12 protein-coding genes are annotated in these 14451 nt (G+C 58.3%); 8 read left to right on the forward strand and 4 right to left on the reverse strand.

Translation table 11 applies throughout. The annotated features are described in order from the left end of the window. Positions 1-237 precede the first annotated feature (237 nt). A complete protein-coding gene (locus OL236_RS05820; RefSeq protein ID WP_265071676.1) occupies positions 238-1167 on the forward strand; it encodes a hypothetical protein in 930 nt (309 codons plus the stop codon). Between the two features lie 42 nt (positions 1168-1209). Here OL236_RS05820 and holA read toward each other — a convergent pair whose 3' ends face one another. Beyond that, the gene (gene holA / locus OL236_RS05825; RefSeq protein WP_265071677.1) at positions 1210-2274 is read right to left on the reverse strand and encodes a DNA polymerase III subunit delta; all 1065 of its coding nucleotides are present in this window, start codon (positions 2272-2274) and stop codon (positions 1210-1212) included. Between the two features lie 94 nt (positions 2275-2368). Beyond that, positions 2369-3310 carry a 2-hydroxyacid dehydrogenase gene (locus tag OL236_RS05830; protein ID WP_265071678.1) on the reverse strand — a complete coding sequence of 314 codons (942 nt, stop codon included), beginning with the start codon at positions 3308-3310 and terminating at the stop codon, positions 2369-2371. A gap of 266 nt (positions 3311-3576) precedes the next feature. Here OL236_RS05830 and OL236_RS05835 point away from each other — a divergent pair, with 266 nt between their 5' ends. Beyond that, positions 3577-4458, forward strand: coding sequence for a DMT family transporter (locus OL236_RS05835; RefSeq protein ID WP_265071679.1), 882 nt, complete (start codon positions 3577-3579; stop codon positions 4456-4458). A 116-nt stretch (positions 4459-4574) separates the two neighbouring features. Continuing rightward, positions 4575-6566, forward strand: coding sequence for a transketolase (gene tkt / locus OL236_RS05840; protein ID WP_265071680.1), 1992 nt, complete (start codon positions 4575-4577; stop codon positions 6564-6566). A 67-nt stretch (positions 6567-6633) separates the two neighbouring features. Here tkt and OL236_RS05845 read toward each other — a convergent pair whose 3' ends face one another. Continuing rightward, entirely contained in the window at positions 6634-7878 is a 1245-nt protein-coding gene (locus OL236_RS05845) for a pyridoxal phosphate-dependent aminotransferase (RefSeq protein ID WP_265071681.1), read from the reverse strand. A gap of 88 nt (positions 7879-7966) precedes the next feature. Further along, the gene (locus tag OL236_RS05850) at positions 7967-9196 is read right to left on the reverse strand and encodes an aspartate kinase (protein WP_265071682.1); all 1230 of its coding nucleotides are present in this window, start codon (positions 9194-9196) and stop codon (positions 7967-7969) included. A 216-nt stretch (positions 9197-9412) separates the two neighbouring features. On the opposite strand from OL236_RS05850, the gene OL236_RS05855 reads away from it, so the two are divergent. The 5 genes from OL236_RS05855 to lgt all read left to right on the forward strand — a co-directional run bounded on the left by OL236_RS05855 (position 9413) and on the right by lgt (position 14434). Next, a complete protein-coding gene (locus OL236_RS05855; RefSeq protein ID WP_265071683.1) occupies positions 9413-10318 on the forward strand; it encodes an RluA family pseudouridine synthase in 906 nt (301 codons plus the stop codon). A 68-nt stretch (positions 10319-10386) separates the two neighbouring features. Continuing rightward, entirely contained in the window at positions 10387-11376 is a 990-nt protein-coding gene (gene fba, locus OL236_RS05860; RefSeq protein WP_265071684.1) for a class II fructose-1,6-bisphosphate aldolase, read from the forward strand. 171 nt (positions 11377-11547) lie between these two features. Further along, positions 11548-12435 (forward strand): fructose bisphosphate aldolase, encoded by an 888-nt coding sequence (locus OL236_RS05865; protein WP_265071685.1) that lies wholly within the window; start codon positions 11548-11550, stop codon positions 12433-12435. A 198-nt stretch (positions 12436-12633) separates the two neighbouring features. Then, positions 12634-13482: a polysaccharide deacetylase family protein gene (locus OL236_RS05870; RefSeq protein ID WP_265071686.1), complete on the forward strand. Its 849-nt coding sequence runs from the start codon at positions 12634-12636 to the stop codon at positions 13480-13482. A gap of 136 nt (positions 13483-13618) precedes the next feature. Further along, complete coding sequence (lgt, locus tag OL236_RS05875; protein WP_265071687.1) at positions 13619-14434, forward strand: prolipoprotein diacylglyceryl transferase; 816 nt, start codon at positions 13619-13621, stop codon at positions 14432-14434. Positions 14435-14451 lie beyond the last annotated feature (17 nt).

Raw genomic sequence — 14451 nt, forward strand, 5'->3', positions numbered from 1 at the left:
CTCCCGCCCCTTTCTCATATTGCCTTTCCATGTTAAGCTATCGCGCACGGAAAAGCAAGGGAATATGTATCAGCGCTATGTCATAGAAAGTCTTTAGCAAAAACGATTCCCATGCAAAGGCAGCCGTCGAACACAGCAGAGAATGTATGCCTAAACGTTTACAGATATATGTCTCCATGGTATAATAAGCCTATATATTGATCGCAGGAAGAAAACGGCTGCAGGAGGGATTTCGGCATGTTTGACGAGAGCGACAAGGTCAGCGCCTATGTAAAGCAAAAGAACATCGGCATGAAGATCGATTACAACGGCAAAGCAAGGCAAGTGCTCAAGAACCGTGCGCCGCAGGACGCCGGCACTGCAGACGACGAGCCGCAGGCAGAAGAGCTCGATGGCGCGAGCCGCGCCATGCGCCGCATCATCCAGCAGAAGCTCTTGAACGGCGACGAACTCATGGCGGACGAGATGCGCTTTCTGAAACGCTCTGATACGGGACTTTACACCAAGGCGCGAGCCGCGCAGGATGCGCGCGAGGCGCTCGTAGAAAAGCTCGAAGCCGCGACCTCAAAGGAGGAGGCGAGCGAAGCCTTCCTCATCGCAAGCGGCCTCGTGAATGAAGCTGGGAACGCCGCACGTCAAAAGGAAGCGGCAGAGGAAGTGTCCGCGCGCACGCCTTCCGCCGAGACGAGGACGTTGGAAAAGACTTCTCCTGCCCGCGATTCGTTCGGTGCTCCGAAGCCGCGCACGCGCTGGAAGCTCGATGCAGCGAGCGCGTCGGGCACGACCACTGCAAAAACCTCAACGACGACGAAAACCGCCGCAAAGCAGCAGCCTGTGCATTCTGCATCTGCCGCCCCCGCTACAGTACGCGAAAAGCGTACGGGCAGCGCTCCGCCGCCCAAGACGAGTTCCGCCTTCGTGCAGCAGCCCGAAGACACGACGGGTATCGAATTCATCATGGCGCGCGCCCTGCAAGCAGCATGGGCGAAATTCACGCAAACGGCGAAATATCGGGAACTCACGAGTACAACAGAGCGCTCCGTCGAAAACCTCGACCCTGCCAGCATGACGGTAGCCACGCGCTTCTTCAGCGCATCACGCGCCTACCGTAACCTGCCGAAGCCTCGCAAGGGTGTACCGATGCAGTCGTTCGACAGCGAAACTTGACAGAGGAAAAGCCGCCCCGCGCACGGGGCGGCTTTTCCTCTGTCAACGGCACAGCGAGATCACGGCATCTTCCAACAATTCCGCGCCGCCCTGCCCCGTCTTGAGCAGATAGTCGGCGTCGATGAGCGAGAGCATCGCCCGCTTCAAAACAGGCTCGGAGAACTTCATGCTCGCGCGTCCCAGCTTCTCCGCGATGAAGGGATTGAGCTTCATCGAAGGGCCCAATGCCTTGCCGCGCACGCCTTGCGCCAGAAGGAGCTTCGCCTGCCACAATTGGCGCACATGGCGCACCATCAGGGCAAGCAGCACGGGCGCATACACGCCGTCCGCCGTCTGGCGGCGCAGAAGCGTCAGAGCCTTCTTCACGTCCTTCTCGCTCACCGCGTCCATCATCGCAAACGACGATACCTCGGGCAGCCCGGAGAATACAGCGGCAAGCTCCGTCCTGCCGATGCGCTTCTCCGCGGTATAGAGCGCGAGCTTTTCAAACTCCTTGTCGAGATACGAGAGCGAGACTTCATGCATCATGGAGACGGCGCCCATGAAGTACGCATGCGCCTCGCGGTCAAACTCCCTGTGAATCTCGGCGAGCTTTCCCGCGAGCCAGTCGCCGATCTCCCACGGGCGCACGGCATCGGCATCGAGCACCGCGCCCGCCGCCTCAATCGCCTTGTACGCCTTGCGCCGCTTGTCCGCCTTGCCCGCGCAGAGGAAGATCACATAGGCGTAGTCGGGCATGTCGGCAAGAAGATGCAGCAGGCGCTCTTCCTTCTTGTCCGCGCCGCTCTTCTTCCCTTTCGCTGCCTTCGCATCCTCGCCGTCCGCTGCCGTCCGCTTCTTCTCGCGAAAAAGAGAACTGTCCTGCACGAGCACGACATGCTTGGGCACGAAGAACGGCACCGTTTCCAAGAGGCCGATGAGCGCGTCGGCATCCATGTCGGGCGCAGCTTCTTCCAATGCATCCCGCAGACCTTCGCCCGCAGGAAAGAGGCACTCTAAGATCGCCGCCTTCGCCTTTTCGATATAGTAATGCTCCTCGCCCGCGAGCAGGTAGACATGCTTCGGCTCTCCCTTGCGGAGCGCCGCCATGAACGGCCCGTACTTCAACGCCTCACCCCATCCGTCAAAACAGAAGCTATGGCAACAAAAGAGCCATAGCTTCTGCACGCTTCCTATAAAAATCTGCTAAAAATCTGCGCCCTTACATCACGTTCTGCGGCTTGCCCGCAAGGTACGCTTGCACATTCTTGAAGGCGATGACGGCACGCTTTTCCATCGCCTCCTGCGTCGCAAAGCCGACGTGCGGCGCGAGGATGACGTTCGGCGCATGAAGCAGCGGATGATCGCCCGCGATCGGCGGCTCGCCCTCGAAGACGTCGATGCCCGCACCCGCGATGCGGCCTTCCTTGAGGGCGTCTGCCAGAGCCTTGCTGTCGACGACGGGACCGCGCGCCGTATTGATGAGAATCGCCGTCTTCTTCATCTTGGCAATTTCTTTCTCGCCGATCAAACCCTTCGTCTCCGCCGTCAGCGGCACATGCAGCGAAACGATGTCCGAGATTTCCATCAGCTCGTCGAGACTCACATACTTCGCCCCGTCGATCTTCGCCTCCTTGCGGTTGTAGTAGTACACCTCACAGCCGAACGCCTGCGCGAGCGCGATCGTGCGCCTACCGATGGCGCCTGCACCGACGACGCCGAACTTCTTGCCCGAAAGCTCGATGCCGAGAAGTCCGGCGCGCGTCTTGCCCGCACGCACCGCCTCATCTGCAGCAAGCATTTTGCGGTAGAGTCCGATTGCCAGGCCGATGGCAAGCTCGCTGACCGCCTCATTGGCGTAGCCCGAGCAGTTGGAAACGACGATGTCATGCGCCTTGCAGTAGTCCATCGCCACATGGTCGACGCCCGTGAAGGCGACGCTCAGGAACTTGACGTCCGAAAGCTCCTGCAGGACGTTTTCCTTGAACGGCATGTTCGCGAGCATGACAAGCTCTGCCCCCTTGGCACGCGCCGCCTTTTCCGCGTCGTCCTGCGGCGGCGTATTGCAGTAGACCATTTCAAGTTCTTGAGGCAGATACTCCTTTTTCAGCGCCTCCGCCTGCGCCTCCGAGATCCCCAGCGGCTCCGTGATTACGAGTTTCATGCGAATCCTCCCTTTCTTGACTGCCAAGAATGTTTGGATGCCTCCCCTTACCCCGCATCCGATATTGCGCTTCCATTATAGCATATCGGCCTGTCAAATTCATCCCATCGGCGTGAGCAAGCGCGCATAAACTTTCCGCTGCCCGGCTTCACGACATCATTTTATCTGCCTTCCCAGCTTCCTAAAAACCTACGCTTCTGCTCCCTTTTCTTTTACCCCCAAAAATGCTATAGTCAGAGACGAAACGAAAGACAAGGAGCAATACCATGAATCCATCGAAAAAAGGCGTCGCGCTCGTGGCGCTCGGCGCGCTGCTCTGGGGCGGCTCGGGCGTTGCCGCGCAATTCCTGCTGCAGCAAAAAGGATTTTCCACCGAATGGCTCGTCATGATGCGCATGACGCTCGCAGGCATACTGCTTCTGCTGCTCGATGCGGCAAAGAACCGCGAGAGCATCTTCTCCGTTTGGCGAAACCGCACGGCGGCGAAGCGGCTTCTCTTCTTCAGCCTGTTCGGCATGCTCGGCGTGCAGTACACGTACTTTTCTTCCATCGAGCACGGCAACGCGGCAGCGGCGAGCGTCCTGCAGTACCTGATGCCGATCATCGTCGTCCTCTGGCTCGCCCTGAAGAGCCGCAGCCTGCCGTCGCTGCGCGAGAGCGGCTGCGTGCTGCTCGCCTTCGTCGGCACGTTCCTCATCTTGACGCGCGGCAGTCTCTCGACTCTCGCCATCCCGCCCATCGCTCTCTTCTGGGGCGTCGCTTCCGCTTTCTGCGCTGCCATCTACACCATACAGCCCAAATGGCTGCTGGACAATTTCCGCTCGCCTCTCATCATCGGCTGGGCGATGCTCCTCGGCGGTTTCCTGCTCATGCCCTTTCGCGCACCGTGGAACTTCGCCGGCGTCTTGGACGCCGCCTCCGTCGCCGTATTCATCTATGTCGTCCTCTTCGGTACGGTCATCGCCTTTTGGTCATATCTCGAAAGCCTCAAATACATCCAGCCGAGCACCATCGGCATCCTGAGTTCCATCGAGCCTTTGTCCGCCGTACTCCTCTCCACCGCGCTGCTCGCCGTCCCCTTCGGACTCACCGAATCGGTCGGCGTCGTGCTGATCCTGTTCTCCATCGCGCTTCTCAACAAGCGCTGACGCAGTATCTTGCAGCATGACTTTCTGCAAAACTTTCCTCTCACGCTATACATTTCCAAATAAATCATGTATGATGAAAGAGGTCAACAAACGACGATTTCAAGGAGGAGAAATCTATGGGCAATATCGACACCACCTGTGTGAATGCGATCCGTGCACTTTCGGCGGACGCCGTGCAGAAGGCGAACTCCGGCCATCCGGGCCTGCCGCTCGGCGCAGCCCCGATCGCTTACGAACTCTGGGCGCACCACATGAAGCACAACGGCAAGAATCCAAACTGGGCGAACCGCGACCGCTTCATCCTCTCCGCCGGGCACGGCTCCGCCATGCTCTATTCCCTGCTGCACCTCTTCGGCTACGGACTGACGCTCGACGACCTCAAGAACTTCCGCCAGGACGGATCCTTGACGCCCGGCCATCCCGAGTACCGTCATACGAAGGGCGTGGAAGCCACGACAGGGCCTCTGGGCGCAGGCATGGGCATGGCGGTCGGCATGGCGATTGCTGAAGCGCACCTCGCCGCCATCTTCAACAAGCCGGATTTCCCCATCGTCGATCACTACACCTTTGCCCTTGGCGGCGACGGCTGCATGATGGAGGGCATCTCCTCCGAAGTCTTCTCGCTCGCGGGCACGCTCGCGCTCGACAAGCTCATCGTGCTCTACGACAGCAACAACATCTCCATCGAGGGCGGCACCGACCTCGCCTTTACCGAAGACGTGGAAAAGCGCATGGCGGCCTTCGGCTTCCAGACGCTCACGGTCGAGGACGGCACGGATCTCGCCGCCATCGGCAAGGCGATCGAAGAGGCGAAGGCAGACAAGAAGCGGCCGTCCTTCATCACGATCAAAACGAAGATCGGCTTCGGCTGCCCCGCCAAAGAAGGCAAGGCGAGCGCCCATGGCGAACCGCTCGGCGAAGAAAACCTGCGCGCGCTCAAGGAAAACCTCGGCTGGGAAAATCCTGCCGAGAGCTTCTGCGTTCCTGCCGCCGTCTACGAACATTACGAGAAGCTCGCCGCTGAGGGAGCGGCTCTTGAGGCGAAGTGGAACGAGCTTTTTGATGCCTACTGCGCGAAGTACCCCGAGGAGAAGGCTCGCTGGGATGCGTTCCACGCGCCTGTCGATGCTGCAGCGCTGCTCAAGAGCGAGGATTTCTGGGCGTACGAGGACAAGCCCGCCGCGACACGCGCCTTGTCAGGCAAGATAATCCAGCGTCTCAAGGAAATCGTGCCGCAGCTCATCGGCGGCAGCGCAGATCTCGGGCCATCGAACAAGACCGTGATGGACGGCGCAGGCGATTTCAGCCGCACGGATCGTGCGGGACGTAACCTGCACTTCGGCGTGCGCGAACTCGGCATGGCGGCGATCGCCAACGGCCTCGCGCTGCACGGCGGCGTCCTGCCCTACATCGCGACCTTCTTCGTGTTCAGCGATTACACGAAGCCCATGCTGCGCCTCGCCGCGCTCATGGGGCTGCCCGTCGTCTACGTGCTCACGCACGACAGCATCGGCGTCGGCGAAGACGGCCCGACACACGAGCCGATCGAGCAGCTTGCCATGCTGCGCTCGACGCCGAACGTCAACGTCTTCCGCCCTGCCGACGCGACGGAAACGGCCGCCGCTTGGTACAGCGCCGTGACGAGCAAGGATGCGCCGACCGTCCTCGCGCTCACGCGCCAGAATCTGCCACAGCTTGCAGGAAGCTCCAAGGAAGCCCTGAAGGGCGGCTACATCATTTCCGAAGCGAAGGGGGCGCCGCAGGGCATCCTCATCGCCACCGGCTCTGAGGTATCGCTCGCCATCGAGGCGCAGGAAGAACTTGCCAAAGACGGCATCGCCGTGCGCGTCGTCTCCCTGCCGTCCATTGACGTCTTCGAGCAGCAATCCGCTGAATACAAGGAAAGCGTCCTGCCGAAATCCATCCGCGCCCGCGTCGCCGTCGAAGCGGCCGCCGGCTTCGGCTGGGAACGCTACACGGGACTCGATGGTGCGACCGTCACGATGCACGGCTTCGGCGCTTCCGCCCCCGCCGGCGTCCTCTTCAAGAAGTTCGGCTTCACGAAGGAAAACGTCGTCGCGACGATGAAGAAGGTTCTGGAAAAATAATCGCACACAAGAAAAAGGAGCTGCCCAGCGCAGCTCCTTTTTGCGTGCCTGCATCAACGAGCAAGGATCACTTGCCCACGAAATCCCATGCCTTCTTGACCTTCGCGGCAAGCCCCTCGATCTTCTTCGTGGCGACACCGCAGACGGCGATGCGCACGCCGCGCTTCAAGGGAACGGCGAAGACGAGATCGTCATGCAGCTTGTCCGCCACAGCCTGCGGATCTTCCGAAGGCACGGCGAGGAAGAATCCCGCCTTGTACGGCAGAGCCTTGAGTCCGCAGGCCTGCGCCTCCTTCATGAAGAGCGCACCGCGCGAGCGCACGATCTGATAGAGCGCATCACGCTCCTTCTCGTACGCGGCGAGAAGCGCCGCATCCTGCTGAATCGTTGCCAGGAGCGCCATCGCGCCGCGATTGATGTTCGACCATGTCGCACGGCTCGAAAACTTGTTGACGTCCGAAAATTCCTCAATGACGGCGCGGCTTGCGGAAAGACCGACGATTGCTCCCGTGCGCTGTCCGTAGAACGTATACCCCTTGGACATGCTGAAAGCGAACATGACGAATACATTCTCGGGAAGATGCGCGAACTTCTCCATGAAGCCGCGCGTCTCCTCCTTCGTGCCGCTGTACTCGATGTAGGCGATGTCAACGAGAACGCTCATGCGCTTGCCCTTCTTCGCATGAGCCTTTACGGTCGCAAGAACCGCATCCCAATCCTCATCGGAAAGCGTATAGCCCGTCGGATTGTGCGCAGGCGTATTGAGGATGATGAGGAGAGAATCCTGTTTTTCGAGAAGCGCCTCCACCTTCGCCGTGAAAGCGGCGGCATTGAAGGCGAGCCCCTCGTCGAAAAGCTGGAATGTCTCCAAGCGCCGCCCGATGTTCTGACAGAGCGCGTTGTAAGGGCCCCAGAACCAATCGGCAGTGAGCACGGCTTCGCCGATCTCCGAGTAGTTTTCGATCGCGTGGTGGACGGCGCCCGTGCCGCCTGCCGTCGCGACGGCCTCGACATAGCCTTCCGGCCGATGATTGCCGAAGACGATGTCCTTCACGCTCTCAAGATATGCAGGCAGACCCGCGACGGGCGCATAGGCGATGATTTCGGGAATCGGCAGCTCGCGCAGCACCTTCTCGACCGTCGGTATGCAGGCGAGCTTTTCATCCTCACCAAAGATCGCACCCAGCGTGGCGTTCGTGATCTTCTCTGCCCCATGCTCCTTCGCCGCCGCCGTCGCCGCGCCGCTCGCGGCAAAAATCACGTCGTTCAGAACCTTGTTTTCCGTATGCGATGCTGCCATCTTCGTGCTCATTTTATATGAAGCCTCCCTCTCGCCTTGTTTCTTGCGGAATCACCGGATGTATCGGCGCTCCCTTATTTCTTCATCGAATCTTTCCCGCTCAATCGCGCGGAAAGAACTCGTCGTGGATCGCGTTCGCCGCTTCCTTGAGCTTGTCCTTCGTGATCAAGCAGGAAATGCTGATTTCCGACGTGCTGATGATGTCGATGTTGACGTTTGCCTTCTGCAGGGCGCCGAACATGCGCGCCGCGATGCCGGGGTTGCCGAGCATGCCGACGCCGACGATGGAAACCTTCGCGACGTTCTCCTCGACGAGAACCGACACGGCGTTGAGCTTCTTCTTGACGTCCTCGACGATCTCACGCGCCGTTTCGAGATCGTCGACGGCGACCGTGAAGACCATGTCCGTCACGTTATGCTCGATGTTCCGCACGCTCTGCACGATCATGTCCACGCTCACATTGGCGTCAGCGAGCGCAGAAAAGAGGGAATGTGCGACGCCCGGCTGGTTCGGCACACCCATGACGGCAAGTTTTGCCACCTTGTCGTCGTGTGCCAGCCCCCTGATTTCAAAATCCTTCTCTTCCATTGTATAAGCCTCCCTGATCATCGTGCCGGTTTTCTCGGTAAACGTCGAGCGTACATGGATGGGAATGCCGAAGTGCTTACCCATCTCCACGGAGCGCGGCTGCATGACGCCCGCGCCAAGGCGCGCCATCTCCAACATCTCGTCGTAAGTAATCTCCTGCATCTTGCGTGCACCTTGGACGAGGCGCGGGTCGGCAGAGTAAATGCCGTCCACATCCGTGAAGATCTCGCAGCTGTCCGCAGCGAGAGCACCCGCAAGAGCCACAGCCGAGGTATCTGAGCCGCCGCGTCCGAGCGTCACGGGATCACCGAAGGAGTCAGCGCCCTGGAATCCTGCAACGACGACGATATTTCCCTCATTGAGCGCTTCCTCGACGCGCTTCGGCTCTATACCTACGATGCGTCCTTTCGTATGCACGGAGTTCGTGCCCATGCCGACCATCGCGCCCGTCAAAGAGACCGCCTTATGCCCCATCGAGCAGAACGCCATCGCCAAGAGCGCGATGGAAACTTGCTCGCCCGTCGTCAACAGCATATCCATCTCACGCGCATAATGGTACGGATTCTTGTCTATGCCGCGCGCCAGCTCGATGAGATCATCGGTCGTGTCTCCCATGGCGGAGACGACGACGACGACCTTGTCCTCGGGCTTCATGCCATCGAGGACACGCCGCGCCACCGCTTTGATTTTTTCCGTAGTGGCAACCGAGCTGCCGCCAAACTTCTTTACGATCAGAGCCATAACTTCCTCCTAGATTGCCCGTCGACAAGAAAAATGTCACGAGCAAAAATGTCCTTTGAGAATGGTCATTCGTTACAAAATCTCAAGAAATGAGCTTGACCGCCTTATATTATACAAGAATTTCATGTCCACGTCTAGCGAGAAACAAAAAAATACAAAATGCAAATGGACAACCATGCTTCTCCATGCTATATTGCTGGAAAAGGAAGTGATTGCATGGGAAAGACGCGGCTTATCGTGCCGGAAGGACTGACTTGTATGGCGCTTCGGGAGTTTCTGCAAAAGGAGTGCGGCTTCTCCACGACGCTCTGGAAGAAACTGCGGCGTTCGGGCACGTTCTCGCTGAACGGCCTCCCCGCCAACGCCGCACGAACCCGCATCAAAAGTGGCGATGAACTTTGCTGGCATCTGGCGGAAGAGAGCCGCATCGCGTCCGAAAACATTCCGCTCGACATTCTCTATGAGGACGCAGCTCTTCTCATCGTCAACAAGCCTGCAGGCATGCTCGTTCATCCGACGGGTGGTGAGTACAGTCATACACTCGCCAACGCCGTGCTCTTTCACTACGAAGCGCACGGCGAAAAGCACGCCTTTCATCCCGTGCACCGCCTCGACCGCCAGACGAGCGGACTCGTGCTCATCGCCAAGGAGGCGCACGTGCAGCACCTCTTGTCCGCACATAATGCAATCGAGCGCATCTACCTCGCCGTCATCGAAGGCAAACTGCCCGAGCCTTGCGGCACGATCGCCGCGCCCATCGCGCGCCGCCCCGGCAGCATCATCGAGCGCATGGTTTCCCCTGCGGGAAAATGCGCCGTCACGCACTATGAAACGCTTGCAGAGCGCGGCGGGCTTTCGCTGCTCGCGCTTCGCCTGGCGACGGGACGCACGCATCAGATCCGCGTCCACCTCGCGCACCTCGCTCATCCGCTCCTCGGCGATGACCTCTACGGCGGCAGAACGGATCGCATCGCCCGTCAAGCGCTGCACGCCCATCACCTGCACCTTCGTCACCCGTCGAGCAGCGAAGAAATCACTGTACAGGCGCCTCTGCCTGCAGATATGTCCGCCTTTTTTCCCGAAATCTGCAGTAATTTTTCTCTTTTCACGAAAGATTCATGACGCTTTCATTAAATTATGATATAATAGAGTGGTAAACGAGTATCATCTATTCATAGGAGGTTGAGATCATGCCACTCATCGGAACAAAAGAAATGTTCAAGAAAGCCCACGAGGGCGGCTACGCCATCGGCGCTTTCAACGTCAACAACATGGAGATTGTTCAGGGCATCACCGAAGCGGCGGCGGCTGTGAAGTCTCCCATCATCCTGCAGGCTTCCGCCGGTGCGCGAAAGTATGCGAAGCCCGCCTACCTCAAGCACCTCGTGCAGGCTGCGCTCGAATGCGAGGATCTGCCCATCGCCCTGCATCTCGACCACGGCCCGGATTTCGAGACGTGCAAGTCCTGTATCGACGACGGCTTCACCTCCGTCATGATCGACGGCTCGCACCTGAGCTTCAAGGAGAACATCGAACTTACGAAGCGCGTCGTCGAGTATGCCCATGCGCATGGCGTCGTCGTTGAGGGTGAGCTTGGACAGCTCGCGGGCATCGAGGACGATGTGAAAGTTGCCGCTGAAGATGCGCACTACACGCGTCCCGAAGAGGTCGAGGAATTCGTCTCGAGCACGGGTGTCGACTCCCTCGCGATCGCCATCGGCACGAGCCACGGCGCCTTCAAGTTCAAGCCCGAGCAGTGCACGAAGAATGCCCAGGGCGTGCTCGTGCCGCCCGAACTGCGCTTCGACATCCTCGCTGAGATTGAGAAGCGCCTGCCGGGCTTCCCCATCGTACTGCACGGCGCCTCGTCCGTCATTCCCAAGTACGTCAAGATCATCAACGACAACGGCGGCAACCTCGCCGATGCCGTAGGCATTCCCGAGGATCAGCTGAGGAAGGCGGCGAAGTCGGCGGTCTGCAAGATCAACATCGACTCCGACCTGCGCCTCGCCATGACGGCGGGCATCCGCGAGCACTTCAAGCAGCATCCCGAGCACTTCGATCCGCGCCAGTACATCGCGCCGGGACGCGACTACATCCGCGAACTCGTCGAGCACAAGATCAAGGAAGTCCTCGGCTCCGACGGCAAGGCCGCAGAGGTCATGGCGCTCTTGAAGTAAGCTCAGACGCTTTACAAACTGTGCGCCGCCTCAATAAACGTTCTTTCAAAATCGTGCAGAAAGCAGCTTTCTGCACGATTTTTATATTTTAATATTTATTTTCAATTTCGTTTACTTTCTGCATACATAGAGGTATAATAGAACTGGAAACGATTTAAGGAGGTATGCAAAATGAATCAAGAGCAGCTCAATCGCATGACCAGCGGCAAGGGTTTCATCGCCGCCCTCGACCAGAGCGGCGGTTCGACACCGAAAGCGCTGAAGGCTTACGGCGTCGATGAGAGCGCCTATTCCAACGACGAGGAGATGTTCACGCGCGTTCATGAGATGCGCACGCGCATCATCAAAAGCCCCTCGTTCACAAAGGAGCAGATTCTCGCGGCCATCCTCTTCGAAAACACGATGGATCGCAAGATCGACGACCTCTATACGGCGGACTACCTTTGGGATAAGAAAGGCATCGTGCCGATTTTGAAGGTTGACAAGGGACTCGCCGCCGAGAAGGACGGCGTACAGCTCATGAAGCCCATCGACGGACTCTCCGCCCTCCTCGACCGCGCCGTAGAGCGCCATATCTTTGGCACGAAGATGCGCTCTGTCATCAAGGAGGCGAACAAAGATGGCATCAAGGCTGTCATCGAGCAGCAGTTCGCCGTCGGCAAGGAAATCATCGCCAAGGGACTCGTCCCCATCCTAGAGCCGGAGGTCGACATCCATTGCGCCAAGAAGGAAGAAGCGGAAGCCATCATGCTCGAAGAAATCAAGGCGAACGTGGCGAAGCTTCCCGCTGCCGACAAGATCATGCTCAAAGTCACGATTCCGACGAAGGAAAATCTCTATGAAGAACTCATGAAGGATCCGCACGTCGTGCGCATCGTCGCTTTGAGCGGCGGTTACCCGCAGGATGAGGCCAATGAGAAACTTGCCAAGAATCGCGGCCTCATCGCCAGCTTCTCACGCGCCCTCGCCCAGGATCTTCGCGCAAGCCAGAGTGACGCCGAGTTTGACAAGGTTTTGAAGACCGCTGTCGACGGCATCTATAAGGCCTCCATCACCTGAGAAAGCCCAGAGCATTCTTTCCAGGAATCTGCAAAGAAAAGGCAGGACAGCACATGACACGCTGTCCTGCCTTTTTCTTTGCAGGATTTTCCAATCTTGACAGAGAAAATCCCCTGCTATATGATAGTGTACTGGAGGGTATCGCATACGAACCTTCTCGTGACCCCCTATATCATACAAACCAAGGACGTGTTCTCAATGCATACTTCAAAGAAAAAAATTCTTGCCATCATACTTTCGCTCTTCGTCTTGCTCCTCGCTGCAGCGTACCTATGCTCAACCAGCTTCCAAGGCGGCGTTCCCGTTCTCAACTATCACCAGATCAACGACCGTGACCACAACGCCCTGACGTTGAGTACGCCCGAGTTCGAAGCGCAGATGCAGTATCTCGCCGAAAACGGCTACCATCCCATCACGCCGAACGAACTTGCCGATCACCTCGAAAACGGCACCCCTCTGCCCGAAAAGCCCATCCTCCTCACCTTCGACGACGGCTATATCGACAATTACAAGAACGCCTACCCTATCCTGCAAAAATACGGGCTTAAAGGTTCCATCTTCATCATCACGGACTATCTGAACGTCTATCCGAACTATCTCACATGGGAAATCTGCCAAGAAATGCAGGACTCGGGCATCATCGACATCGAGTGCCACACGATGACCCATGTCGCGCTCAGCGAGCTTTCCTCTGCTGAAGAGTTGCAGCACGAAGCCGTCGACTCCAAGAAAGCGATTGAATCGCACCTCAATAAAAAGGTCACTTCCATCGCCTACCCCTGCGGCGCTTACAATGACGAAGTGCAGCGTGTCGTAAGGGAAGCCGGCTACCGCACGGCGTTCACCGTCAACTACGGGCTCGACCATCCCGGCGACGACCAATATGCGCTCAACCGCATACCAATCTTTGGCTCCAACTCCCACTCCTTCCTGCGCTTCAAGCTGCGCCTCCTCTTCACTCCAATCTTCTCCCGCCTGCAAAACGTGCGCGCGGAACTTCTAAGCGGTGGTCACGATACCTGTGCACGCTTCATTCCTACACCCTGACACCATACAAAAAACGCCCCCGTTCCGGGGGTGTTTTTCATCAGTGAATACAATATCGCAAACAGTAGACAGAGCAAGTCGTAAAATGATACAATCCTTGTAGCCTAAAAATAACGATTCAACGGAGGCGCATCTCATGCACCAATACTTGTTCTTCATCGGCGACTTTCCCGTGCGCGCTTACGGGCTGATCCTAAGCCTCAGCATCATCCTGGCAACGGGCGTCGCCTACTTCCTCGCCAAACAGGACGGGCGCTACCACAGTCACATCGTCGACATGGGCATTTACTGCGGCATTGCGGGGCTCTTAGGCGCACGGCTCTGGGACGTCTTCTTCTTCGATTGGGATTACTACCAAAACCACCTGACGGAGCTTTTGAACGTCTGGCAGGGCGGCATGGCGATCCAGGGCGGCGTGCTGCTCGGCGCCATCGTCGGCATCCTCTACACGCGCCGTCACGGCATCGACACGTGGGCGCTCGCCGACATCGTAGCGCCTGCCATCATCCTCGGACAAGCGCTCGGCCGCTCGGCCAATCTTCTGAACGGCGATGCCTTCGGCGCACCAACCGGCTCCTCTTTCGGCATCCTCTATCCCGAGACGACGCTCGCCTTCCATACCTACGGCAGCCAGCCCCTGTGGCCGGCGGAAATCTGGGAATGCCAGCTTGACGTCTTCATCTTCGCACTTCTCCTCATCTTTCGCGCGACGAATCATGCGAAGGGACAGGCATTCGCCCTCTACATCATGCTCTACTCCGCCGCACGCTTCTTCCTCGAATACCTGCGCGGCGACTACAACGAACTCGTCCTTGGCCTGTTCAAATCCGCACAGATGACGAGTCTCGTCGCCTTTGCCATCGCACTCGCATTCTTCCTCTGGCTCGGCTTCAAAAAGCATACGGCAGAACCGCCGAAGAAGAAAAATCGCAAACGCACCGCTCGCACATGAGCGTCTCATCTCAGTGA

The sequence above is a fragment of the Selenomonas sputigena genome (genome assembly GCF_026015965.1).
Classification (GTDB): domain Bacteria; phylum Bacillota; class Negativicutes; order Selenomonadales; family Selenomonadaceae; genus Selenomonas.